Source organism: Viridibacillus sp. d25.2 (assembly GCF_055456015.2).
In genome coordinates this window covers 769,240-793,967 of sequence record NZ_CM196652.1, presented here as the reverse complement: position 1 = coordinate 793,967, position 24,728 = coordinate 769,240, and the positions used below count along the sequence as shown (strand labels likewise).

At 39.7% G+C, this 24,728-nt stretch carries 21 protein-coding genes, 2 tRNA genes and 2 rRNA genes; 5 read left to right on the top strand and 20 right to left on the bottom strand.

Annotation, left to right across the window (positions count from 1 at the left end; translation table 11 throughout):
• Positions 1-57: 57 nt before the first annotated feature.
• The 5 genes from ACZLO7_RS03905 to ACZLO7_RS03885 form a co-directional block, all read right to left on the bottom strand.
• Positions 58-2,987: ribosomal RNA gene (locus ACZLO7_RS03905) — 23S ribosomal RNA — on the bottom strand.
• A gap of 96 nt (positions 2,988-3,083) precedes the next feature.
• Positions 3,084-3,159: transfer RNA gene (locus tag ACZLO7_RS03900), tRNA-Ala, on the bottom strand.
• A gap of 12 nt (positions 3,160-3,171) precedes the next feature.
• Positions 3,172-3,248 (bottom strand) — tRNA-Ile (locus ACZLO7_RS03895).
• A gap of 96 nt (positions 3,249-3,344) precedes the next feature.
• A 16S ribosomal RNA gene (locus ACZLO7_RS03890) occupies positions 3,345-4,897 on the bottom strand.
• Together the 16S and 23S rRNA genes with 2 tRNA genes alongside form the textbook arrangement of a ribosomal RNA operon.
• A gap of 357 nt (positions 4,898-5,254) precedes the next feature.
• Complete coding sequence (locus tag ACZLO7_RS03885) at positions 5,255-6,130, bottom strand: nucleotidyltransferase-like protein (protein WP_464941208.1); 876 nt, start codon at positions 6,128-6,130, stop codon at positions 5,255-5,257.
• A 140-nt stretch (positions 6,131-6,270) separates the two neighbouring features.
• Between ACZLO7_RS03885 and ACZLO7_RS03880 the strand changes: the two genes are divergently transcribed.
• Positions 6,271-6,627: a YgzB family protein gene (locus ACZLO7_RS03880; protein WP_464941207.1), complete on the top strand. Its 357-nt coding sequence runs from the start codon at positions 6,271-6,273 to the stop codon at positions 6,625-6,627.
• Between the two features lie 117 nt (positions 6,628-6,744).
• On the opposite strand, the gene perR is transcribed toward ACZLO7_RS03880, so the two are convergent.
• From perR to bcp, 3 genes are all read right to left on the bottom strand, one after another.
• A complete protein-coding gene (gene perR / locus ACZLO7_RS03875) occupies positions 6,745-7,188 on the bottom strand; it encodes a peroxide-responsive transcriptional repressor PerR (RefSeq protein ID WP_464941206.1) in 444 nt (147 codons plus the stop codon).
• Positions 7,189-7,434: 246 nt separating this feature from the next.
• A complete protein-coding gene (locus ACZLO7_RS03870; protein ID WP_464941205.1) occupies positions 7,435-8,379 on the bottom strand; it encodes a D-2-hydroxyacid dehydrogenase in 945 nt (314 codons plus the stop codon).
• 3 nt (positions 8,380-8,382) lie between these two features.
• Positions 8,383-8,856 carry a thioredoxin-dependent thiol peroxidase gene (gene bcp / locus ACZLO7_RS03865; RefSeq protein WP_464941204.1) on the bottom strand — a complete coding sequence of 158 codons (474 nt, stop codon included), beginning with the start codon at positions 8,854-8,856 and terminating at the stop codon, positions 8,383-8,385.
• Positions 8,857-9,045: 189 nt separating this feature from the next.
• On the opposite strand from bcp, the gene ACZLO7_RS03860 reads away from it, so the two are divergent.
• Entirely contained in the window at positions 9,046-10,137 is a 1,092-nt protein-coding gene (locus ACZLO7_RS03860; RefSeq protein ID WP_464941202.1) for an FUSC family protein, read from the top strand.
• A 50-nt stretch (positions 10,138-10,187) separates the two neighbouring features.
• Here the strand turns inward: ACZLO7_RS03860 and ACZLO7_RS03855 are convergent, their stop codons facing one another.
• The 9 genes from ACZLO7_RS03855 to mutY form a co-directional block, all read right to left on the bottom strand.
• Positions 10,188-11,084 (bottom strand): ABC transporter permease, encoded by an 897-nt coding sequence (locus ACZLO7_RS03855; protein WP_464941201.1) that lies wholly within the window; start codon positions 11,082-11,084, stop codon positions 10,188-10,190.
• 17 nt (positions 11,085-11,101) lie between these two features.
• Positions 11,102-12,106 carry an ABC transporter permease gene (locus tag ACZLO7_RS03850; RefSeq protein ID WP_464941200.1) on the bottom strand — a complete coding sequence of 335 codons (1,005 nt, stop codon included), beginning with the start codon at positions 12,104-12,106 and terminating at the stop codon, positions 11,102-11,104.
• Positions 12,107-12,202: 96 nt separating this feature from the next.
• Positions 12,203-13,816 (bottom strand): ABC transporter substrate-binding protein, encoded by a 1,614-nt coding sequence (locus ACZLO7_RS03845; RefSeq protein ID WP_464941199.1) that lies wholly within the window; start codon positions 13,814-13,816, stop codon positions 12,203-12,205.
• Between the two features lie 31 nt (positions 13,817-13,847).
• A complete protein-coding gene (locus ACZLO7_RS03840; protein ID WP_464941198.1) occupies positions 13,848-14,831 on the bottom strand; it encodes an ABC transporter ATP-binding protein in 984 nt (327 codons plus the stop codon).
• Positions 14,806-15,825 carry an ABC transporter ATP-binding protein gene (locus ACZLO7_RS03835; protein WP_464941197.1) on the bottom strand — a complete coding sequence of 340 codons (1,020 nt, stop codon included), beginning with the start codon at positions 15,823-15,825 and terminating at the stop codon, positions 14,806-14,808. The genes ACZLO7_RS03840 and ACZLO7_RS03835 overlap by 26 nt, the downstream gene beginning before the upstream one ends.
• Before the next feature lie 178 nt (positions 15,826-16,003).
• On the bottom strand, positions 16,004-17,752 hold the full coding sequence (locus ACZLO7_RS03830; protein WP_464941196.1) for an ABC transporter ATP-binding protein: 1,749 nt from the start codon (positions 17,750-17,752) through the stop codon (positions 16,004-16,006).
• 55 nt (positions 17,753-17,807) lie between these two features.
• Positions 17,808-18,353 carry a nucleoside tri-diphosphate phosphatase gene (gene ntdP, locus ACZLO7_RS03825; protein ID WP_464941195.1) on the bottom strand — a complete coding sequence of 182 codons (546 nt, stop codon included), beginning with the start codon at positions 18,351-18,353 and terminating at the stop codon, positions 17,808-17,810.
• A 136-nt stretch (positions 18,354-18,489) separates the two neighbouring features.
• A complete protein-coding gene (locus ACZLO7_RS03820; RefSeq protein WP_464941194.1) occupies positions 18,490-18,678 on the bottom strand; it encodes a gamma-type small acid-soluble spore protein in 189 nt (62 codons plus the stop codon).
• A 65-nt stretch (positions 18,679-18,743) separates the two neighbouring features.
• A complete protein-coding gene (gene mutY, locus ACZLO7_RS03815; RefSeq protein ID WP_464941193.1) occupies positions 18,744-19,817 on the bottom strand; it encodes an A/G-specific adenine glycosylase in 1,074 nt (357 codons plus the stop codon).
• Positions 19,818-19,944: 127 nt separating this feature from the next.
• Between mutY and ACZLO7_RS03810 the strand changes: the two genes are divergently transcribed.
• Positions 19,945-20,922, top strand: a complete 978-nt coding sequence (locus ACZLO7_RS03810; RefSeq protein ID WP_464941192.1) for a metal-dependent hydrolase — start codon at positions 19,945-19,947, stop codon at positions 20,920-20,922.
• A 440-nt stretch (positions 20,923-21,362) separates the two neighbouring features.
• Here ACZLO7_RS03810 and ACZLO7_RS03805 read toward each other — a convergent pair whose 3' ends face one another.
• The 3 genes from ACZLO7_RS03805 to recX are packed head-to-tail and all read right to left on the bottom strand — an operon-like array spanning position 21,363 to position 22,752.
• Positions 21,363-21,623 (bottom strand): YfhJ family protein, encoded by a 261-nt coding sequence (locus ACZLO7_RS03805; RefSeq protein WP_464941191.1) that lies wholly within the window; start codon positions 21,621-21,623, stop codon positions 21,363-21,365.
• Positions 21,624-21,950 carry a YfhH family protein gene (locus ACZLO7_RS03800; protein ID WP_464941190.1) on the bottom strand — a complete coding sequence of 109 codons (327 nt, stop codon included), beginning with the start codon at positions 21,948-21,950 and terminating at the stop codon, positions 21,624-21,626.
• Entirely contained in the window at positions 21,943-22,752 is an 810-nt protein-coding gene (recX, locus tag ACZLO7_RS03795) for a recombination regulator RecX (RefSeq protein WP_464941189.1), read from the bottom strand. The genes ACZLO7_RS03800 and recX overlap by 8 nt, the downstream gene beginning before the upstream one ends.
• A 183-nt stretch (positions 22,753-22,935) precedes the next feature.
• On the opposite strand from recX, the gene ACZLO7_RS03790 reads away from it, so the two are divergent.
• Complete coding sequence (locus tag ACZLO7_RS03790; protein WP_464941188.1) at positions 22,936-23,835, top strand: TIGR01777 family oxidoreductase; 900 nt, start codon at positions 22,936-22,938, stop codon at positions 23,833-23,835.
• Positions 23,836-23,886: 51 nt separating this feature from the next.
• A complete protein-coding gene (locus tag ACZLO7_RS03785; protein ID WP_464941187.1) occupies positions 23,887-24,708 on the top strand; it encodes a polysaccharide deacetylase family protein in 822 nt (273 codons plus the stop codon).
• Positions 24,709-24,728: the final 20 nt, after the last annotated feature.

Genomic DNA, 24,728 nt, shown 5'->3' with positions numbered 1-24,728 from the left:
GTTTTTTATTATTCTCTCAAAACTGGATAAATTACATTGAAGTTTGTTAAGTAAAATTTGGTTAAGTCCTCGATCTATTAGTATTCGTCAGCTCCGTATGTCGCCACACTTCCACCTCGAACCTATCTACCTCATCGTCTTTGAGGGATCTTACTTACTTGCGTAATGGGAAATCTCATCTTGAGGGGGGCTTCATGCTTAGATGCTTTCAGCACTTATCCCGTCCACACATAGCTACCCAGCGATGCCCTTGGCAGAACAACTGGTACACCAGCGGTGTGTCCATCCCGGTCCTCTCGTACTAAGGACAGCTCCTCTCAAATTTCCTACGCCCACGACGGATAGGGACCGAACTGTCTCACGACGTTCTGAACCCAGCTCGCGTACCGCTTTAATGGGCGAACAGCCCAACCCTTGGGACCGACTACAGCCCCAGGATGCGATGAGCCGACATCGAGGTGCCAAACCTCCCCGTCGATGTGGACTCTTGGGGGAGATAAGCCTGTTATCCCCGGGGTAGCTTTTATCCGTTGAGCGATGGCCCTTCCATGCGGAACCACCGGATCACTAAGCCCGTCTTTCGACCCTGCTCGACTTGTAGGTCTCGCAGTCAAGCTCCCTTATGCCTTTACACTCTACGAATGATTTCCAACCATTCTGAGGGAACCTTTGGGCGCCTCCGTTACTCTTTAGGAGGCGACCGCCCCAGTCAAACTGCCCGCCTGACACTGTCTCCTACCCCGCTAAGGGGCATGGGTTAGAAGTTCAATACAGCTAGGGTAGTATCCCACCAACGCCTCCTCCGAAGCTGGCGCTCCGGAATCTCTGGCTCCTACCTATCCTGTACAAGCTGTATCAAAATTCAATATCAGGCTACAGTAAAGCTCCACGGGGTCTTTCCGTCCTGTCGCGGGTAACCTGCATCTTCACAGGTACTATAATTTCACCGAGTCTCTCGTTGAGACAGTGCCCAGATCGTTACGCCTTTCGTGCGGGTCGGAACTTACCCGACAAGGAATTTCGCTACCTTAGGACCGTTATAGTTACGGCCGCCGTTTACTGGGGCTTCAATTCGCACCTTCGCTTGCGCTAAGCACTCCTCTTAACCTTCCAGCACCGGGCAGGCGTCAGCCCCTATACGTCACCTTACGGTTTTGCAGAGACCTGTGTTTTTGCTAAACAGTCGCCTGGGCCTATTCACTGCGGCTCTCTCGGGCTTTCACCCTACTAGAGCACCCCTTCTCCCGAAGTTACGGGGTCATTTTGCCGAGTTCCTTAACGAGAGTTCTCTCGCACACCTTAGGATTCTCTCCTCGACTACCTGTGTCGGTTTGCGGTACGGGCACCTTTTACCTCGCTAGAGGCTTTTCTTGGCAGTGTGAAATCAGGAACTCCGGACATACGTCCTCGTCATCACAGCTCAACGTTATAGAAATGGGATTTGCCTCATTTCACGCCTCACTGCTTGAACATGCATAACCAACAGCATGCTTACCCTATCCTACTGCGTCCCCCCATTGCTCAAATGGTAAATAGGTGGTACAGGAATATCAACCTGTTGTCCATCGCCTACGCCTATCGGCCTCGGCTTAGGTCCCGACTAACCCTGAGCGGACGAGCCTTCCTCAGGAAACCTTAGTCATTCGGTGGACGGGATTCTCACCCGTCTTTCGCTACTCATACCGGCATTCTCACTTCTAAGCGCTCCACCAGTCCTTCCGGTCTGACTTCACAGCACTTAGAACGCTCTCCTACCACGGACATCTAAGATGTCCATCCACAGCTTCGGTGAATTGTTTAGCCCCGATACATTTTCGGCGCAGCGTCACTCGACCAGTGAGCTATTACGCACTCTTTAAATGATGGCTGCTTCTGAGCCAACATCCTGGTTGTCTAAGCAACGTCACATCCTTTTCCACTTAACAATTACTTTGGGACCTTAGCTGGTGGTCTGGGCTGTTTCCCTTTTGACTACGGATCTTATCACTCGCAGTCTGACTCCCGTGCATAAATCACTGGCATTCGGAGTTTGTCTGAATTCGGTAATCCGGGATGGACCCCTAGTTCAAACAGTGCTCTACCTCCAGGATTCTCTATCACGAGGCTAGCCCTAAAGCTATTTCGGAGAGAACCAGCTATCTCCAGGTTCGATTGGAATTTCTCCGCTACCCACACCTCATCCCCGCACTTTTCAACGTACGTGGGTTCGGGCCTCCAGTAAGTGTTACCTTACCTTCACCCTGGACATGGGTAGATCACCTGGTTTCGGGTCTACAACCACATACTCATTCGCCCTATTCAGACTCGCTTTCGCTACGGCTCCGTCTTCTAAAACTTAACCTCGCATGTAATCGTAACTCGCCGGTTCATTCTACAAAAGGCACGCTATCACCCATTAACGGGCTCTAACTACTTGTAGGCACATGGTTTCAGGATCTATTTCACTCCCCTTCCGGGGTGCTTTTCACCTTTCCCTCACGGTACTGGTTCACTATCGGTCACTAGGTAGTATTTAGCCTTGGGAGATGGTCCTCCCAGATTCCAACGGAATTTCACGTGTTCCGCCGTACTCAGGATACACTCAAGAGAGAATGAACTTTCAACTACAGGGCTGTTACCTGCTCTGGCGGGCCTTTCCAGACCGCTTCGTTTAACTCATTCCTTTGTAACTCCATATAGAGTGTCCTACAACCCCAAGAGGCAAGCCTCTTGGTTTGGGCTATTCCCGTTTCGCTCGCCGCTACTCAGGGAATCGATTTTTCTTTCTCTTCCTCCAGGTACTTAGATGTTTCAGTTCCCTGGGTCTGCCATCAAGACGCTATGTATTCACGTCAAGATACTGCTCCATTACGAACAGTGGGTTCCCCCATTCGGAAATCTCCGGATCAAAGCTCACTTACAGCTCCCCGAAGCATATCGGTGTTAGTGCCGTCCTTCTTCGGCTCCTAGTGCCAAGGCATCCGCCATGCGCCCTTAATAACTTAACCTAAAAGTTAGTTATTAAGCCTAAAAAACTTAATAATAAAAAATGTGTTACTTAATTTGCTTCAATGTCGTTTTATCCAGTTTTCAAAGAACAATATTGGTGGAGCCTAGCGGGATCGAACCGCTGACCTCCTGCGTGCAAGGCAGGCGCTCTCCCAGCTGAGCTAAGGCCCCGAAAAGAAAATATGGTGGGCCTAAATGGACTCGAACCATCGACCTCACGCTTATCAGGCGTGCGCTCTAACCAGCTGAGCTATAGGCCCCTTTTGGGAAAATATATAATTGAAGTATGAACCTTCAAAACTGAACGCAAGACGTTAATCGACAGATCCAAGATCTGTTTCCGTAATTATCCTTAGAAAGGAGGTGATCCAGCCGCACCTTCCGATACGGCTACCTTGTTACGACTTCACCCCAATCATCTATCCCACCTTCGGCGGCTGGCTCCATAAAGGTTACCTCACCGACTTCGGGTGTTACAAACTCTCGTGGTGTGACGGGCGGTGTGTACAAGGCCCGGGAACGTATTCACCGTGGCATGCTGATCCACGATTACTAGCGATTCCGGCTTCATGTAGGCGAGTTGCAGCCTACAATCCGAACTGAGAACGATTTTATGAGATTAGCATACCCTCGCGAGTTAGCGACTCTTTGTATCGTCCATTGTAGCACGTGTGTAGCCCAGGTCATAAGGGGCATGATGATTTGACGTCATCCCCACCTTCCTCCGGTTTGTCACCGGCAGTCACCTTAGAGTGCCCAACTAAATGATGGCAACTAAGATCAAGGGTTGCGCTCGTTGCGGGACTTAACCCAACATCTCACGACACGAGCTGACGACAACCATGCACCACCTGTCACCAATGTCCCCGAAGGGAAAACTCTATCTCTAGAGCGGTCATTGGGATGTCAAGACCTGGTAAGGTTCTTCGCGTTGCTTCGAATTAAACCACATGCTCCACCGCTTGTGCGGGCCCCCGTCAATTCCTTTGAGTTTCAACCTTGCGGCCGTACTCCCCAGGCGGAGTGCTTAATGCGTTAGCTGCAGCACTAAGGGGCGGAAACCCCCTAACACTTAGCACTCATCGTTTACGGCGTGGACTACCAGGGTATCTAATCCTGTTTGCTCCCCACGCTTTCGCGCCTCAGTGTCAGTTACAGACCAGAAAGTCGCCTTCGCCACTGGTGTTCCTCCAAATCTCTACGCATTTCACCGCTACACTTGGAATTCCACTTTCCTCTTCTGCACTCAAGTCTCCCAGTTTCCAATGACCCTCCACGGTTGAGCCGTGGGCTTTCACATCAGACTTAAGAAACCACCTGCGCGCGCTTTACGCCCAATAAATCCGGACAACGCTTGCCACCTACGTATTACCGCGGCTGCTGGCACGTAGTTAGCCGTGGCTTTCTAATAAGGTACCGTCAAGGTACGTTCAGTTACTAACGTACTTGTTCTTCCCTTACAACAGAGTTTTACGATCCGAAAACCTTCATCACTCACGCGGCGTTGCTCCATCAGACTTTCGTCCATTGTGGAAGATTCCCTACTGCTGCCTCCCGTAGGAGTTTGGGCCGTGTCTCAGTCCCAATGTGGCCGATCACCCTCTCAGGTCGGCTATGCATCGTTGCCTTGGTAGGCCATTACCCCACCAACTAGCTAATGCACCGCGGGCCCATCTAGTAGTGACAGCCGAAACCGCCTTTCAGCATTTTACCATGTGACAAAATGGATTATTCGGTATTAGCCCCGGTTTCCCGGAGTTATCCCAATCTACTAGGTAGGTTGCCCACGTGTTACTCACCCGTCCGCCGCTAAATCAGAAGAAGCAAGCTTCTTCATCATTCGCTCGACTTGCATGTATTAGGCACGCCGCCAGCGTTCGTCCTGAGCCAGGATCAAACTCTCCATAAAAGTAGTTTGAAAGCTCATTAGCTTTGCTAGCGTATCATCCGAAGATGATATCTATTTTTGTTTTGATCCACCAACGGAGTTGGTGTCCAAAAACATTTATTGATTAACGTCTTGCATGTTCAGTTTTCAAGGTTCATTTTGTTGTTGACGTCGTTGCTTGCGGCAGCGACTTTAATATCTTAACATCATTCACTTTCTGTGTCAATAACTTTTTTGAAAAAGTTATTTGAGTGAAAGTTTTAAGTTTTAACAACATGTCTTAGCGACAATTAATATAATACAATAGTATCGATACATATGTCAACACTTTTTCAAAAAGAATTTTGAGGCGTTTTGAACGCCTCAATTACTATACAACTAATCAGCAATTTCTTCAACCTTATAATCTCTATGATATATGTTATTCCCCTTAGTTTCTACACGCTCTACAGAGATATATCCTTTGTCTATTAAATATTCGATGAAAACTTCAAGGTTAACTGAATAGTTTTTGAGCTCCTCTTGTTCATGCAATTCTTGTATTGTCCAGAAGTCTTTCTGAGACATTACTTCTATAACATGCGTTGCTCCATCTGCAGTACGGGAATGAATGAAGAACTCACTTGCTAAAAATAATAGCTCTAATCGTTTATCCAATGATTCTTCACTCGTAATAAGTTCTTCATATAATTTATAAATGGCTGGATCAATTTGTTTTACTTGCGACCATACTGTAACCTCAGGGTACAGTCCTCTATCCATTACAGCAAGACGCGCTAAATGATGCAATGATTCAACAACATGATTATATGCATCTAAGTAATTTTTCTCTTCGAAGCATACTTTGCCTTCTAAGTATCTGCGAATTAACTTTGCAAACTCAATACCCATTTTGATTTTCCGACCATAGAAAGGGAACTCTTTCAGTTCCTTTTTTAAATTAGAAAGATACTCATTACGATCAAATAATACTTTTCCAAAGAATAGCCAATCTACTATCTTCTTATTAGTTCCTACTAATAACCATTTATTTAACTGCTTCTCAGAAATAATATGCATAGCAGCCTTCTTATCTTTAAATGTATAGTGTTTTGTAAAGACAGGTCGCTCACTTTGTTTTGTTATAATAAGAAGAATCGTATCAAATGTATCTGTTATCGGGCTAACTTCTTCCCTTTTTTCTATTAAAATTACACCTATTGTATTTGGGTGACTTGCTCGTTCTTGGTATATGGGTCGTAGTAACTGCTCCATAATGATCCTCCTATAGTCAATAGTCAATTTACTCTGTCTTAAACTTTCGACAGCAATAATAAGATTCCTGCATAAAACTTTCACTTCATATTACGATATCATTTTGTGTTATAGTATGTTGTAGATTAGGAGGCTTACAAATGAAACCATATAAAAACAAGATAAATAAAATCCGTTCATTTGCTTTATCTCTCATATTTATTGGGTTTATCATCATGTACGGTGCCATTTTCTTCAGAGAACACCAATGGTTAGTTATTATCTTCATGACGCTAGGTATCCTCTGTGTTCTTGGAAGTACTTTTGTTTATGGATGGATTGGATTCCTTTCAACTCGAGCAGTATTAGTAGAATGTCCGGGTTGCCATAAACACACGAAAGTTCTTGGCCGTGTAGATATGTGTATGTATTGCAATGAACCACTTACTTTAGATCCTTCATTAGAGGGACAAGAATTTGATCAATCACTAAACAATCGCACAAAGCATAAAGATTAATGCCTTCGCCTCGTTACTAAATTGTAACGAGGTTTTTTTATAAAAAAAGCATTACATAGTTTACCATAAAAAGAAGCTACCTATGTGTCATTGTTGACAGTTAAGTAGCTCCCTTTCTTATTGAACTTTCGTAGCTTGTTCAGTACATGTTGGACAAGTTCCGTAAATCTCCATACGGTGTGAATTGATTTTGAAACCAGTGACATGAGCGGCGAAATGTTCAACCTCATCAAGCCCTGGGTAATGGAAGTCTACGATTTTTCCACAGCCTTCACAAATAATGTGATAATGCTTATTTGTAACAAAATCAAAACGACTTGCGCTATCCCCGTAAGTTAATTCTTTTACTAACCCTGATTCTCGGAATACACGTAGATTATTATAAACCGTTGCTACACTCATATTAGGGAATTTCCCTTCAAGTGCTTTGTATATTTCATCAGCTGTTGGATGTGACATTGATTCGATTAAGTACTCTAAAATAGCATGACGTTGGGGAGTAATCCTTACGCCAGTTGTCTTTAGCGTGTCTAGAGCGCTTTTTAATTGCACCTCAGTCATCGCCATGCACCTCAATTCATAAAAATTATTAGTTTATAATTGTTATAATTAGTTTACTTAACAACTAGGGCAAATGTCAACATATCCATCCACAAGTCACTTCTTTGTTCGTGTATTAATAAGGTGTTGTTTATTATCAATCGAAAATTAGTATAAATTAGCATAAATTTATCATTTTATCCCTAATAGCATTCTCAATTGCTTTACATGAATGATACTTTCTCCATTAACTATAAAAGTTCTTGATTAGTACCCCTTAGTAATATCCATTTTGTTAATGAGCTCTGACTCTCCCTCTAACCATTTTTTTAAGTTAGGTTTGAAAATTTCTAAACTACGCTCCAAATATCTTGAAGAGTGGCTTGAGACATGAGGTGAAACAGTTACATTAGTCATCTGCCAAAAAAGATGATCTGATGGTAGAGGTTCTTCTTCATATACGTCCAATATCGCATGTGCGATTCTTCCTTCATTTAACGCATCCATCAAAACATCCGTTGACACTAAGTCTCCGCGGCCAAAGTTCATGAATAAAGCACTGTCTTTCATCGCTTCGAAATGTTCGCTTTGTAATAAATGACGTGTATCGGGTGTACTTGGCAAAACAGAAATAACTATATCCGCACTCGGTAAAGCCTTTTGCAAAGTACTAAAAGAAATCATATCATCCATGTAATCTGCCTTATGTCCTGAACGATTACACCCTATTGTATGTACACCAAAAGCTTGCAACAATCGTCCAATCTCTGAACCAATTGCGCCAGGTCCTAAAATGAGTGCCGTTGAACCATGAAGCTCTGTAGCTTTCGACTTGCGGCTCCATTCTGCTTTCTTCTCTTGTTCATATATCCATGCTAGACCACGTTTATATGATAGAATATGTGCTAGAACAGATTCTGCCATTGGAATTTTATGAATACCACGCACATTTGAAACAACAATACCACGCTCAGCGATTTCCTTTTGAGGCATCTTCTCGATCCCTGCAGAAGCGACCATGATCCATTTTAACTTCTCTGCTATACTGATGTGCTGTTCTCCAAGATCTTCGCCATAAGTGACAACAACTTCTGCCTCTTTTAAAACAGCATAATCTATTTTTTCATGAAAGATAAACTCAATAGTAGGAAAATCTTGTAGGAGTCCCTCTTTTAAATCTGGCCTCGGATCAAATGTAAAATATACCTTCATCTATTACTCTCCCTTCTCACGTATATAAGTTAGGACTGCTTCAATATGTCCCTTCACCCGAACTTTTCGCCACTCTTTAATAACTACCCCATTTTCATCTATTATAAAAGTAGTGCGTTCAATCCCCATATATTCACGACCATACATTTTCTTCAATTTCCAAACGCCGTATTCTTCCGCAACAGCATGATCCTCATCCACTAATAACGAAAATGGTAAGCCATGCTTTTCTATAAATTTCTCATGTCGTTTTTCATTATCAGGGCTTACACCTAAAATAACAGTATTTAAATCCGAAAAATCACCGTAATAATCTCTAAAATCACACGCTTCTGTAGTGCAGCCTGGTGTCATATCTTTTGGATAGAAATATAGCACAACTGATTTTTTTCCATTGTAATCTGCAAGTGATACCAGTTCACCTTGCTCATTTTTTAATGTGAAATTTGGTGCTTGTTGACCTTCTAGTACTGTCATATTTTTTCCTCCTGTTCACTTTTACAATAATTGTATCAATTTTTTGAAGAAACGTCGTTTTTTTGTCTACACTATAGGTTATCAGCATAAGTTAATTAAGCTCATGGATAATCCGTTGTTGACCATTTTTAGGTAATCAGTTAAAGTAGCGGAATACTAGTATACAGAAAGAGAGGTTACCCATTTCAAATGAAATTAGGTGCCCGTATTTTAAAAACAGGTGTAGCAATTGTATTTGCACTGTATATTGCAAATTTGCTTAACTTGCCATCGCCCGTCTTTGCTGGCATTGCTGCTATTTTCGCAATCCAACCATCAATTTATCGCTCTTATTTAACAATTTTAGAACAAGTACAATCGAATTTAATTGGCGCTGCAATCGCTGTATCATTTGGTTTATTATTCGGCCATCAATATGTAGCTGTTGGTTTAGCTGCCATCATAACTATTTCTATCGTCATTCGACTTGGTTTGGAAAATTGTATTTCCTTATCTCTTGTAACCGTCATTGCGATTTTAGAAGTCCAAGGTGATGATTTTCTTACTTTCGGTTTGATTCGATTTGTTACAGTACTCATCGGGGTACTTGCAGCTTTTGTCGTAAACCTTGTCTTTTTACCACCTCGTTATGAAACAAAATTATTTCATTCAATCCATCTATTGCAGGATGAAATTATTCGCTGGACACGTCTTGCTGTTCGTCAAGCATCTGAACATACATCAACGAAACAATCTTTGAGAAAGTTAAAAGAGCATTATTTAAAGCTCAACCAATTGTATTCATTTTATAAGGAAGAACGTAGATATATAAAAAATGAAAGACATGTAAAAGCAAGAAAGCTCGTCGTTTACAGACAAATGATTACAACATCCAAAAAAAGTTTAGAAGTTTTGCAAAGACTTCATCTACATGAAAACGAGTTGTCAAAACTTCCTGAGCAGTTTCATATTATGATTCAAGAACGTTTAGATTTCCTACTCACCTATCACGAACAGCTCTTTTTGAAGTATTCAGGGAAACTTAAACCAGAACATAAGGCATGGATTGGCCAAGAGGAGTATTTACAAAGAAACGAAGTAATGGATATTTTCGCAGAACAAATTGCAATTGCACGCGAAAATGATGAGGACGAAGAATTTTCAAGTTATCACTTACTGCATATACTCTCTCGTATTTTAGATTACGAGGAAAACTTAGAGCATCTAGATACCCTTATAATGTCGTATCAAAATCATCACGGTGATGAAATCAAACTTGAAATTGAAGACAGCATATTCTAAAAAAAGCATCCAATGTATCGATTTAATCGACACATTGGATGCTTTATCATTTAGTTTTTCATTTTAGGATCAAGTGCGTCTCTTAACCCATCACCCATTAAGTTAAACCCTAGAACAGTTAGCATAATCGCTAAACCCGGGAAAATCATAGTCCACGGGGCATTGATTAAATAGATACGTGCATCTGCTAGCATTTTACCCCACTCTGGAGTAGGTGCTTCTGCTCCAAGTCCAAGGAAGCCAAGTGCAGCCGCTTCAATAATTGCAGAAGCAATTGCAAGTGTTCCTTGCACAATAACCGGCGTCATGGAATTCGGTAAAATATGCGAAAAGAGAATACGCCCATCCTTCATTCCAATCGCTTTTGCAGATATTATATATTCTTCCTGTTTAATGCTAAGCACCTTCGAACGAATAAGTCTTCCAAAGTTCGGAACATTAATAATTGCAATGGCAATTAAAGCATTTTGCAAAGATGGCCCAAGTATTGATACAACAGCAATAGCTAGTAATATACTTGGGAACGCCAACATAATATCAAAAATTCGTGAGATGATTGTATCAATCCATCGGCCATAATAACCAGCAATAATCCCCAACATACTTCCTACTACAACTGAACCAATAACCGAGAAAAAACCAACCCAAAGTGATATTCTAGCGCCGTGAACGACTCGTGAAAAAATGTCTCGCCCAAAATCATCTGTACCAAACCAATGATCAGCTGAGGGTGGCTGTAAACGATCCTTTAACACTTGTTCATTAATTCCTTCTGGAACAAACAATGGACCAACTATAGCTAGAAGGATGAAGAACACAACAATTACTGCCCCTACTAGCGCAGCTTTACTTTTCTTAAAGCTACGCCACGCTTCTTTCCATGGACCAACCGATTGATCTTGTTTAATCACTACATCTATAGTTGCATTCGGTGCCATTTCAGACATATCGGACTCCCCCCTTCTTAGTCATATTTAATCCTCGGATCTATAAAACTATATAAAATATCTACAATTAAATTGATCATTACAAAAACAAAAGCGATCACTAAAATACCAGATTGTATAACTGGATAATCGCGGTATCCAATAGCATCGTAAATGTAGCGACCAATACCAGGCCAACTAAAGATAGTCTCTGTTAAGATAGCCCCACCTAATAGTAGTCCCATTTGCAAACCAATTACTGTTAATACAGGAATGATAGCATTTTTGAGAGCATGTTTATAAACAACCCAGAACATATTTTGCCCTTTAGCTCGTGCTGTTCGAACATAATCTGAACGCATCACTTCGAGCATACTTGACCGAGTCATTCTTGCAATAATTGCCATTGGGATAGTCGCTAATGCAACTGCAGGTAATATTAAATGTTTTACTACATCCCAAAGCTGATCATATCGACCATGAATTATTGTATCTACAACATACAAGTATGTAATAGGATCGACAGGATTCCTGGCATCCTCTCTACCTGATGTCGGGAGTAAATCCATTTGAACACCAAATACCCACTGCCCCATTAAACCTAACCAGAAAATAGGCATAGATACACCGATAAGCGCTAAAATCATTGCAAAATAATCAAACCAAGAATTTTGGAACCACGCTGAAACAATTCCTGCATTTACTCCAATGATTACTGCTAAAATCATTGCAAAAAGAGCCAATTCAAAAGTAGCGCCTAAATAAGGCCACAATTCGCTTGATACTGTTGCTTTCGTACGCATCGACTCGCCTAAATCACCTGTCAATAGATTACCTAAATAATTAAAGTACTGAATATACCAAGGGTTATCTAATCCTAGGCTTGCTCGCAATGCCTCTCTCGCTTCTTTTGTAGCATGCTGTCCTAAAATTACTTGAGCAGGATCACCTGGAATTGCACGTATTATTAAAAATACAATAAAGGTCATTCCGAGCAAAACCGGGATTAACTGCAATAGCCTTTTTCCAATATATTGAAGCACTCTCTTCACCTCTCCATCTCATCATGTTGAATAACTCTTGTTTGAAAAAACTCGCCTTCCGCCAAGTAAGCGAAAGGCGTAGTTTAGTTGTCTAGCTTATTTAAAATCTACTTTTTCTAATCTGTCAGAACCAGTTGGGTGTGGTAATAAGTTAATGACATCTGACTTACTAGCTAAAAGTGGTGTAGAGTGAGCAAGTGGAACCCAAGGTGCTTCTTCATTAAAGATTTCTTGGACTTCTTTGTATAACGCATTACGTTTCTCTTCATCTACTTCTGCTTGAGCTTTAATTAATAATTTGTGAGTTTTAGGATTTTTGTAGTAAGTGTAGTTATTACTACCGATGCTATCCTCATCAAGAAGCGCATATAAGAAGTTATCCGCATCTCCGTTATCACCAGTCCAGCCAAGTAAGAATGCATCTGCTTCCCCTTTTTCAGCTTTTTCTAAATATACGCCCCATTCATATGAAACAATTTTACTCTTCATACCAACGTCAGCTAAGTTCTTTTGAATTGCTTCAGCAATTTTTTGGCCATCTGGCATATACGGACGTGGTACAGGCATTGCCCACAACTCGATTTCCTTACCATCATAGCCAGCTTCTTTTAATAGAGCTTTAGCTTTTTCTGGATCATATTCATAGCCTTTAACATCGTCATTGTAGCCACTGATTAATGACGGCATTTGGTTTTTCGCAACTTCAGCTTGACCTTCGAAGAAAGCATCAACAATTGCTTGCTTATCGATTGCATAGTTCATCGCTTGACGAACTTTTACATTATCAAAAGGTGGTCGCGTTACGGTCAAACCAAGATAACCAATGTTCATTGATGGACGTTTAAGTAATTGTAAATCTGCATTACTTTCAATCGATGCTGCATCCGACGGACTAATACCATCTGCTAAATCGATTTCACCTTTAATTAAAGCATTTAAACGAGCAGAGTTGTCTTTCATAGAACGGAATACTACTTTATCTAGTTTCGGTAAGCCTTCTTGCCAGTAATTAGGATTCTTCTCGATTGTTATTGAATCGTTGCGTTTCCAAGAGACAAATTTGAATGGTCCAGTACCTACAGGATTATCACCAAATTTATCACCAAACTTTTCGAATGCCGTCGGGCTCGCAATAGCGAATGGGCTCATTGCAAGGTTTTTCAAGAATGGAGCTTGAGGTTGTTTTAAAGTGATAACCACTTTTAAATCGCCGTCAGCTTTCACAGATTTGATTACTAGACCCTTTTCATCTTTGAATCCGCCAAATACTGATTTAAAGTAAGGGAATTTTTCTGCATCACCGTTCATCCAACGCTCAAAATTTTTCACTACTGCATCAGCGTTGAAGTCTGTTCCATCATGGAATTTTACGCCTTCTTGTAAGTCAAATGTGTAACTTAAACCATCTTTAGCTGCCTTCCAAGACTTAGCTAAACCTGGATTTAATGTTGTATCTTGATCACCAAAGTTGATTAGTTTTTCATATAAGTTCTCTGTTACTTTGTAAGTCTCTCCCTCTGTAGTACCAATAGGATCAAGTGTTACAGAATCTCCCCCACGACCAAAGACTAACGTTTTTTCTTTTTGCTCTCCGCCGCCTTTCTCGCCACCCTTAACATCATCCTTTTTATCGGATGAACATGCTGCTAATGCTGTAGACAATACTAGCAATAACATCAAGCCTAAAGCTAACCATCTCTTTTTCCTCATATACATAACCCCTCCACACTTTGCTCTATTATCATTGTTGACCTTGATCATTATATAAATGACAAGCAACAGAATGACCTTTCTCAACTTCCTTTAATACAGGTACTGTTTCAGCACAAGTATCCATTTTAAATGGGCATCTTGTATGGAAAGTACATCCCGCAGGAGGATTTGATGGGCTTGGAATATCGCCTGTTATCAATATTTGCTCCCGCGTAAAGTTTGGATCTGGTACCGGAACTGCTGATAATAAAGCCTGAGTATATGGATGCAATGGCTTACCATATAACGATTCACTATCTGCCAACTCAACCATCTTCCCTAAATACATTACCCCTACACGGTCACTAATATGACGAACAACCCCTAAATCATGCGCTATGAATATATAAGTAAGCTTTAAATCTTTTTGCAGATCTTGCATTAAATTTAAAACTTGAGCTTGAATCGAAACGTCTAAAGCTGATACAGGTTCATCTGCAATAATCAATTTTGGATTTGTCATTAATGCTCTTGCTATACCAATACGTTGCCTCTGTCCCCCACTAAATTGGTGTGGATATCGTCTTGCATGGTAGCTACTGAGCCCTACAATTTCAAGGAACTCATTGACCTTTTTCTTACGTTCCTTTGCATCTCCAATACCATGAACAACTAGAGGTTCCTCTAGAATTTTACCTATTGAGTGCCTAGGATTTAGTGAAGCATAAGGATCTTGGAAAACCATTTGAATTTCACGACGAGCCTTACGCATTTCCTCTTTCGATAAGTCGGATAGTAACTTACCATCAAATTCAATGCTTCCTTCTGTTGGCTCTAGCAATCTCATAAGCATACGTCCTGTAGTAGATTTCCCGCAGCCAGACTCTCCCACAATCCCAAGTGTTTCACCTTCATTCACATAAAAGGAAACATCATCAACTGCCTTTACTTGACCAGATACTTTTCCAAGCATCCCTTGACGAATTGGAAAGTATTTCTTCAATCCTTTAACTTTCAACAACGGCTCTGTCAACTGCAGACACCTCCTTTCTTTCGTGCAAGAAGCATCTCGTCTTATGTTCTGGGCTTGTTTGATATAGATTCGGATTTTCTACATTACATTGCTCAAATGCAAACTCACAACGAGCAGCAAAACGACAACCAGTACGAACAGATCCCGGTTTCGGCACGTTTCCGGGTATAGAATATAACCGCTCTTTTTTAAAGCGCATATCAGGTACAGATTGAATAAGTCCTTTTGTATATGGATGTTGTGGATCATTGAATATTAATTTGACAGGCCCCTCCTCTACTACTTGCCCGCCATACATAACAACAACTCGCTCACAAGTTTCTGCCACAACGCCTAAATCATGTGTAATCATCATAACGGCTGTATTCAACCGTTCATTTAAGTCTTTCATCAATTGTAAAATTTGTGCTTGAATCGTTACGTCTAACGCTGTTGTTGGTTCATCTGCTATGAGCACCTTCGGATCACAGACAAGTGCCATTGCTATCATCACACGCTGACGCATACCACCAGATAATTGATGAGGATATTCTTTAATCAATTCTTCTGCTCTTGGTAAACCTACTAACTTCATCATTTCAATCGCACGATTTCTAGCCTGTTTTTTTGACCAATCTTTTTGATGGATTAATATCGCCTCCATCAACTGATTCCCTATTGTAAAAAGCGGATTTAATGAAGTCATTGGTTCTTGGAAAATCATCGCAATATCTTTGCCACGTACTTTACGCATTTCTTTTTGAGAAAGCTTAGTTAAATCCTTGCCATTAAACTCAATTTGGCCACCTGTAATTTTTCCTGGCGGAGATGGGACAAGCCCCATAATTGATAGAGCACTTACACTCTTACCACAACCCGACTCTCCAACAATGCCAAGTATTTCACCTTCTCTTATTGAAAAATCAATATTATCTACTGCAGGGATTTCACCATCATCTGTGAAAAATGTCGTCTGGAGTCCTCTCACTCGTAGTAATTCTTTACGATCACTCATATAGTCCCTCCCAAAATTCAATAATTCGATATTTTCTAAATATTCAAATCTTTTTATCTATTTTATACTGTTAATTTAAAAAAATGCAATACTTTTCATTGTTAAGTATTTTTATGACAAAAAAATAAAGACTCCCCATAAACGAGAAGTCTTTATTTTATGCTATTTCACAGTCCTATTATGCATCTAGCCTTTGCATATGGAACAAATTGTGATAAATGCCCTGTTGCTTTATCAACTGCTCATGTGTACCTTGTTCTTTTAGTTCACCATGGTCTATAACTAAAATTCGATCTGCATGTGTGATTGTTGATAAACGATGAGCTACGACGATTGTTGTTCTATCATGTGCTAACTTGTCTAATGATTCTTGAATTAATGATTCACTTTCTAAATCTAGAGCTGATGTTGCTTCATCCAAGATAAGGATTGGTGGGTTTTTCAAAAAGACTCTGGCAATAGCAACTCGTTGTTTTTGTCCACCAGATAATTTAACACCACGTTCTCCAACCTTAGTATCATAACCTTCTGGTAATGACATGATGAAATCATGAGCATTAGCGGCTTTGGCTGCTGTTATTACTTCCTCATCTGACGCATTTGGACGCCCCATTAAAATATTCGATTTAACTGAATCACTAAATAGAATGTTATCTTGAAGTACGATTCCGATTTGTGAACGTAGCGAATGAATTGTCGCCTTTTTAATATCAATTCCATCAACTTTTATAGCGCCTTCCACCACATCGTAAAATCGAGGTATTAATCCAACTATCGTGGATTTACCACCACCACTCATTCCGACCAGCGCAATCGTTTGACCTGATTGAATGTTAAAACTCACATTGTTCAATACATTTTGCTCATCATCAGTATAACGGAATGATACATTTTCAAATTTCACATCTCCTTGTAGTGGAGGTAGTGTAGTTGCATTTGGCTGATCTTCTACATCATACTTTTCATCTATTAACTCAAATACGCGGTCCATAGAGGCAATTGATTGCGTAAGTGTTGTTGACGAAGTTACAAGCCTACGTAACGGTCCATAAAGGCGATCGATATAAGCAACAAACGCTACCATCGCACCAACAGAAAGTGGTCCTTGAATAACCATATATCCTGCAAAACCAATAACAAGTAACGGCGCTACTTCAGTAATCGTATTGATTACAGCAAAAGCTTTAGCATTCCACTTAGTTTGATCAAGTGCCTTATCCAAAAATTCTCCGTTTGTCTCATCGAAAATTTTCTGTTCATGCTTCTCTAAAGTGAAGCTTTTAATAATACTCATTCCTTGAACACGTTCATGTAAATAGCTTTGCACTCCTGCTAATGCTTGTGAACGTTTACGTGTTAAATCACGCAGTCTACCAAAGAAATATTTTACACAAAACGCATATAACGGAAAGACAATTAGCGTTACTAATGTCAGCTTCACATCTAATGTTAGCATTATCCCAATAGCGATTAGAATCGTTGCTAAGTCCAGCCAAACATTCATCAGACCAGTCATAATAAAGTTCTTTGTTTGTTCTACATCATTGATGACACGTGAAATGATTTCTCCAGCACGTGAATTTGCGTAATAGTTCATGCTTAGTTTTTGAAGATGTCCATACAATTCCTTGCGAATATCATATAATATCTTATTACTTACATGCTGAGCAAAATATTGTCGATAATATTCTATTGGTGGTCGTAAAATGAAAAATACAACTGCTGTCCCACCTAGCCAATAAAATAGCTGTATTGTTTTTTCATCACTTGTCAAATCTTTAGCCATCACGATATCATCAATTACAATTTTGATTAATATCGGAATAAATAATGGAATTGCAAATTTAACAATTCCTATAACTAGTGTTAATAAAATCTCCCAATTATAAGGCTTTACGAAGCGCATATAACGTTTAATACTGTCCAAAAAGTCACTCCCTTTTCAAGCGAAAAGCCTGCTGGTTTTCACCAACAGGCATTTATTAGTCATTATCATGAAGCTTTCTTTGAAATTGATAACGGCTAGTCCAAGCATCTATAAAGTCAGGCGCAAATGGTCCACGTCTTTGTTGAATCCAACTAAGTAATTTATCAACATTTGATTTTAATATTTGATCAATTACAGATGGATAACTCATTTCCTGCTTGTGTTGTTCATACTCATCTTCATCAAGTAAAGTATAAGACATATCGGGAAACACCTTTACATCTAAATCATAGTCAATATACTTAATAGCGTTATTATCAAAAACAAATGGAGAGCTCATATTACAGTAGTAATATACTCCATCTTCTCTCAACATACAAATAATATTAAACCAGTGCTCCGCATGAAAGTAGCAAATGGATGGTTCACGTGTTAACCATGTTCGACCATCTGCTTCCGTTACGAGTGTGCGTTCATTCGCTCCGATGACTATATTTTTTGTGCCTTTCAATACCATCGTTTCTTGCCAGACACGGTGGATACGGCCATTGTGTTTATAACTATGTATTTGTATTGTTTCACCTTCTAATGGAATCGCCATGTTAATGCCCACCTTTTCGATAAACACTTATTGGAAAAGCGCTCTTTGCTTAACATTATAACAATCATGAATAAAAACTTGTAGCAAAAAATAAGCGAAGGCCAAAAGCCTTCGCTCATTAGAGAGTAACCCATGATTAGTTCGAGTTGTTTTGATTATTCTTAGCATATTTACCCGAAGCTTTTTGCTTGTTTTGCTCAGCTTTATTATTTTGCTTCGCTACTTCGTTGAAATCAGTTTCAGCTCCAAACTCCTCAAACATGTTTTGTGCATTGTTTTGCGCATTGTTTTGCGGGTTGTTTGCACCATTTTGATTCTTTTTCATGGAAATCACCTCCGTGCTATCTAATTTGCGTAGCTTGGAGAATTTTATTCTTGGTAATATTTCCTTTATAAATTGGACATTTCGATTTGATAACTTTGCCACACTTTTTGCATTGGAACTGGCATTGGTAACACACCCATCTCTTCAACCGTGAACCATTGACAATTATCAGGTATAACCTGTTGCACTTCACAACCAACAAAGTAACTTTCAATATGCCAAGTTAAATGAGAAAAAATATGTTTGAATGAAGTTAATTTTTCGCGTGATAATAAACTTAAGCTATATTGTTCAGCTAATGTCGTTTCGTTTGTAGTATCGTTATCTGCAATCTGTTCAATCATTGGAAATTGCCACATATTTGCTAGCAGGCCTTTTTCAGGACGCTTTTCAATTAAAAATTGGCCTTTAGTATTTCTCACAACAAACACATCATAAGGCATATGTTTCATCTTTATTTTTTTCGTTTTAATAGGTAGCTTCTCCGGATTCCCCTCATTAAAGGCTGTACAAAATTCGCGTACTGGGCATAATAAGCACTTAGGAGAAGTTGGAGTACAGATCATAGCACCTAACTCCATCAACCCTTGATTAAATTCGGATGGATGAATTGGATCAATGAGTTCCATAACTGCATTTTCAAACGTTTTCTTCGTCTTTGGCAGTGCAATATCTTCTTCTATTAGTAAAACTCGGCTAAGAACACGCATAACATTGCCATCAACAGCATGCTCTGCTTTATTATAGGCAATACTAAGTACCGCTCCTGCAGTATATGGTCCAACGCCTTTTAATTTTGAAATTTCTGGGCGATTATCGGGCACTTTACTATTGTAATTTTCAACTACTTCTCGAACGCCTGCTTGTAAATTACGCGCACGTGAATAGTACCCTAGCCCTTCCCATTGCTTCAACAACTTCTCCTCTGGGGCTTCCGCCAAATGTCGAATTGTTGGAAATTCACTAAGGAATCGTTCATAATATGGGATAACCGTGTCGACTCTTGTCTGTTGAAGCATTACTTCTGATACCCAAATTTTATAAGGGTCATTTGTTCTTCTCCACGGTAAATCTCGTTTTTCTTTTTTAAACCACTCGACTAATGCTTGTTGGAATTGATGTTTATATTGATAGTACACTTTTTCCTCCTAGGTATTTTCGATTTATTTTAAAAATGTATAAAGCTATAAAATGTAAACCAACCGATAATTTCAACTTGTAAATTTGAAACAATTTCTCTCCCAATATTTAAGGAGCTGATTATTTTTGGATTCAGGTACACATTTAGTAATGGGTATTGCACTAGGTGGTTTAGCATTAGCTGACCCAGTTGTAGCAGGTAGTTCCATGACAACAGCTGCAGTTATTACAGCAACAATCATTGGATCACAAGCACCCGATATCGATACAGTTTTAAAACTGCGCAATAATGCAGTCTATATACGAAACCACCGTGGGATTACACATTCTATTCCCGCAATTATATTATGGCCTATTTTGATTACAGGGGTATTTTCTTTGTTATTTCAAGGCGCCAATATATTACATCTATGGCTTTGGACATTTTTGGCCGTTTTTCTTCACGTTTTTGTAGATATTTTTAATGCTTATGGAACACAGGCACTACGGCCAATATCAAAAAAGTGGATTGCACTCGGTGTTATTAACACGTTCGATCCTATAATTTTCAGCTTACATGTATTAGCACTTATGCTATGGGCGTTTGGCTTCAATCCCGTTTGGACGATGGCCAGTTTATATTGCATTATTGTGGTTTACTATTTAATCCGCTTTACCTTACAGCAAGCCGTTAAGCATGCTGTCAAAAAGACCATACCAGGTGCCGAAAAAATAATACTCTCACCTACAATGCGCTTTTTCCAATGGCGTGTTGCAGCCAACTCAAGCTCGACTCACTACGTCGGACGAGCATATGGGCGCTCTATCACCATATACGATAAATTTCCAATCGAACCACTACCAGACACTCCATTATTCCACGCAGCATTAGAAGATTCCAATTTAGCTGCATTTGTGTCATTCTCACCCCTTTACCGTTGGGAAGTAAGTGAGCTTGAAAATAATTATCATGAAGTACGATTAATCGACCTACGTTATCGAAGCGAAAATCACTATCCATTCGTAGCCGTCGCCCTACTAAACGACAATCACGAAGTAGTCCAATCCTACACAGGCTGGATCTTCAGTGAAGATAAACTACAAAAGAAACTGATTGTGGAATAACTTAAATGCTGAAGACGCTCGTTCAACTGCGAGGTCGTTGGAAGGCGGAAGCCAAAGTCGCTCTTTGACTTTGAGCGCCCGACTGAAACGACCCGAGCAGCTAGCGCCTGAAGCTGGATAGCTTAAATGCTGAAGGCGCTCGTCCAACTGTTGCACTAACTCAGGTGATTGTTGCATTGTCATTGCTGATTGTTGCACTATATCCATTGATTGTTGCACTAACTTGATTGATTGTTGCACTAACTCACTCCATTGTTATTTAGCAGAATATTCACGTCCTAAGACCGCTATATTTCTGACTCTGATGGAGTTGCTCAATTTAGATTATGAACCAGTCTCCATTTGTAATGAATTATCTCATTTTAAGAATGTTATCAATAAAAAAACAACCTCAATAAACTGACCGCTACATATTGAATGTAGCGGTCAGTTTATTATAATCAGTTGTCAGTTGCTTCTAATAAGTGAGCGTATTTTGGATTACGTCCTGCAAATTCATGTAGCTGATGACCATAACCTTGGATCCATTGGCGAATAATCTTCTCAGTCATTTCAGCTCCTTGATAATCATAACCAGCTTTTGCGTATGTCGCTTCAAAATCAGACCACAATAATTCAATCCACACGCGAGCGCGTTCTTCAGTTAATAATTCATTGCTATCTTTTAACTCTAATACAAGTTGATCTATTATAGCTTCCAATTACATGCCCCCCTTTAAAGGTGTTAACATTGAAATTGGTAAAGCTTCTTCATAATGATCGCCGCCAAGTCGATATCCCCATCCAAAGCGCCCTTTTAAGTATTCCAATTGGAAGAACACTCCGGGATCACCTTCTATACGATACATTTCACCTGGTTTAAAATCGTCTGGATTCAACAAAAATGCTTGAGCCATCAATGCTTTACGTTCATAAACGGCAAATTCATTAAGAATACCTAGTTGCTCTGCTTTTCTCGCTTTTTCTTTTAATGTTGCGACCTCTTCGCGTAATTCTGATGGTGTCATATCGCTATATTTTTTATCCATGATCTTGCTCCTTCTCTTCTATGAAAGTTTCTATAATATCAGCTGGGAACCCTTTTTGATATAGTGTTTGCTTTACACGCATATGCAGATCATAACCACTATATTTCGTAGCATATTTACGCCACGCTTTATCACCTTGTACCTGAACCATTTGTTGCCATTCATCAACTTCTCGTGAAAATTCGATTTGTTCGAGTACTTGCTCTATTATCGCAAACGAATATCCTTTACGCATTAAGTTATCTTGAATTTTCTGCTTTACTTGAGTCGGTGTTTTACGTCGTTCAGAAAAAGCTACTTTTTCGCCTAACTTTAATGCAATACTAAGTTGCTCTTCCTCGGAAAAAGTTTCAAGCACTTCTTCTTGTAATTTCTTATCTATACCCTTTTTCTGCATATCTTGTCTAATTGCCCGAGGACCTTTTTTAGCAGTCTTCTTCTTTGTTTCAAGTAGTGCCATTGTATATGTTGCATCATTTAAAAAGCCATGTTTATTTAGTTTTTGAATAGCCTCTTGAATAACAGCCTCTCCAAATTCTAAGTCAAGAAGCTTCTTCCTCACTTCATATTCACTACGCATTTGATAACTCAGAAAGCTCAGTGCACGATTGTACGCTCTTTGAATTTCATCATCAAAGGCAATCTCGTCTAGTTCAAGCCCTTCTATCACTTTACCCTTTGTCAGACCAAACTGAATTAGAATGGTTTCATCGACACTAAAAGCATATTCTTCATTTAAAAAAATATTATAGCGCTCTTGATTTTTCTTTTGGCGCGTAATTTTTGTGATTACTCGAGTCATTGAAACACTCCTTCACTAAAATATAGTATACAACTTTTCTCTGTTACCTTCATTTCATCTATACTTACATACAATGAAAGCATACATATAGATAGAAAGCCATTACACTTTATTTAATTGGAGCTTTCTAACTGAAGTAGTTCATGTTTATTTACAAAACTTACATGGAGGGACGGCGAGATTATGAAAATTGCAATTACAGGTGGTACAGGTTTTGTAGGAAGTGAGCTTACAAAACTTTTACAACAACAAGGTCATGAAATTTTTATTTTAACACGAAAAAAAAGCCACAAAACTAATGGCATTTACTTTATACAATGGCTTACCGAAGATGCAATGCCTGAAGCACATTTGCAAAGTATAGATGCCTTTATTAATCTAGCTGGTACTTCTTTAAATGAAGGTCGATGGACAGATAAGCGTAAAAAGGACATCTACGACAGTCGTATCTCTGCCACTAAAGAAGTCCTACGTATTATTGAAACACTTGATGTGAAACCTAAAGTACTAATTAATGCCAGTGCCATTGGTATCTATCCATCTTCAAAAGCTGCAACTTACACAGAAGGCTCCATTCAAGTGGCAAAAGACTTTTTAGGTAAAACCGTCAGACACTGGGAACAAGAAGCGCAAAAAGCAGAAAACTTTGGGGTTAGAGTAGCAATGGCACGTTTCGGTGTTATTTTAGGTAAGAATTCTGGTGCACTATCTCTAATGGTTTTACCATATAAACTTTTTGTAGGTGGTACAGTTGGTTCTGGCTCACAATGGGTTTCTTGGATTCATGTCAAAGATGTCGCATCTGCAATAAGTTTCGTATTAGAAAATGATCATGTAGTTGGACCATTTAATGTAACATCACCTAATCCAGTTCGGATGAAGCAAATAGGCGAAATAATTGCTTCAGTTCTTGGGCGACCTCATTGGTTTCCAACTCCATCATTTTTACTAAAAATTGCATTAGGTGAAAAAAGCAATCTCGTTTTAGAAGGACAGCATGTTTTACCTAAAGTTTTACTAACAGAAAACTTTCAATTTGAATTTCCCACTTTAAAAGCCGCATTAGAAAATTTGCACGCATAAAGAGCGTTCCTTGGCGCAACCTACTATTAAAAATAGAAAGGTTGCGTTTTTATGTGGAAAAACCATTTGCTCGGAATTGTCATTGCAAGTGCAATCGTTTTTGTTGGTGCCATCGTCAATCCATTTAGCGCTTTTGCAGATGAACTTCATTGGGGTTTTAAAAAGGCTCAAAACGAACAACAAGCAGAAGCTGGTGCAGCATTTGATCAAACCTTAGAAAAGTACGGCGCCCTTTATAAAGGAAGTCCAGATGAAAAGGTTATTTATCTAACTTTCGATAATGGTTACGAAAATGGCTATACAGCAAGCATACTAGATACTTTAAAAAAGGAAAAAATTCAAGCAACATTTTTCCTAACAGGTCATTATTTAACGAGCGCTACCCCTCTTGTTAAACGTATGATTGACGAAGGTCATGATATTGGAAATCACTCGTATGGTCACCCGAATATGGCAAGAATAAGTGAAGACGAAATGTTAAAAGAATGGAAGAAATTTGATGATAAGCTAAGAGAGATTACAAAAGTTGAACGAACTATATTCGCAAGACCACCGGAAGGTTCGTTTAATGAAAAATTACTTCAAGTAGGTAACGATGCTGGCTACAGACACATTTTCTGGTCAGTTGCCTTTAAAGACTGGCTTGCTGACAAACCTCAAGGCTGGCAATATGCATATGACAACCTTATGTCACAGCTACACCCTGGGGCCATCGTCCTCATGCATACAGTGTCACCTGATAATGCGGAAGCTTTACCAAAATTCATCGAAGCGGCACGCAAGAAAGGTTATCGATTTGACTCCATCAATAATCTTGTAAACGAAAAAGCTGGCTTAGCTGGTTCTTTCAATCCACACGACCGTTCGTTATAATGAAGGAAGATAGCGAAAAA

Bases quoted from the DNA above. Each gene is read 5' to 3' on its own strand.
- ACZLO7_RS03835 (WP_464941197.1), bottom strand. From the start codon at position 15,825: ATGAGTGATCGTAAAGAATTACTACGAGTGAGAGGACTCCAGACGACA.
- ACZLO7_RS03885 (WP_464941208.1), bottom strand. From the start codon at position 6,130: ATGGAGCAGTTACTACGACCCATATACCAAGAACGAGCAAGTCACCCA.
- bcp (WP_464941204.1), bottom strand. From the start codon at position 8,856: ATGACAGTACTAGAAGGTCAACAAGCACCAAATTTCACATTAAAAAAT.
- ACZLO7_RS03820 (WP_464941194.1), bottom strand. From the start codon at position 18,678: ATGAAAAAGAATCAAAATGGTGCAAACAACCCGCAAAACAATGCGCAA.
- ACZLO7_RS03880 (WP_464941207.1), top strand. From the start codon at position 6,271: ATGAAACCATATAAAAACAAGATAAATAAAATCCGTTCATTTGCTTTA.
- ACZLO7_RS03790 (WP_464941188.1), top strand. From the start codon at position 22,936: ATGAAAATTGCAATTACAGGTGGTACAGGTTTTGTAGGAAGTGAGCTT.
- ACZLO7_RS03860 (WP_464941202.1), top strand. From the start codon at position 9,046: ATGAAATTAGGTGCCCGTATTTTAAAAACAGGTGTAGCAATTGTATTT.
- recX (WP_464941189.1), bottom strand. From the start codon at position 22,752: ATGACTCGAGTAATCACAAAAATTACGCGCCAAAAGAAAAATCAAGAG.
- ACZLO7_RS03855 (WP_464941201.1), bottom strand. From the start codon at position 11,084: ATGTCTGAAATGGCACCGAATGCAACTATAGATGTAGTGATTAAACAA.
- perR (WP_464941206.1), bottom strand. From the start codon at position 7,188: ATGACTGAGGTGCAATTAAAAAGCGCTCTAGACACGCTAAAGACAACT.
- ACZLO7_RS03785 (WP_464941187.1), top strand. From the start codon at position 23,887: ATGTGGAAAAACCATTTGCTCGGAATTGTCATTGCAAGTGCAATCGTT.
- ntdP (WP_464941195.1), bottom strand. From the start codon at position 18,353: ATGGCGATTCCATTAGAAGGTGAAACAATACAAATACATAGTTATAAA.
- ACZLO7_RS03870 (WP_464941205.1), bottom strand. From the start codon at position 8,379: ATGAAGGTATATTTTACATTTGATCCGAGGCCAGATTTAAAAGAGGGA.
- ACZLO7_RS03845 (WP_464941199.1), bottom strand. From the start codon at position 13,816: ATGAGGAAAAAGAGATGGTTAGCTTTAGGCTTGATGTTATTGCTAGTA.
- ACZLO7_RS03800 (WP_464941190.1), bottom strand. From the start codon at position 21,950: ATGGATAAAAAATATAGCGATATGACACCATCAGAATTACGCGAAGAG.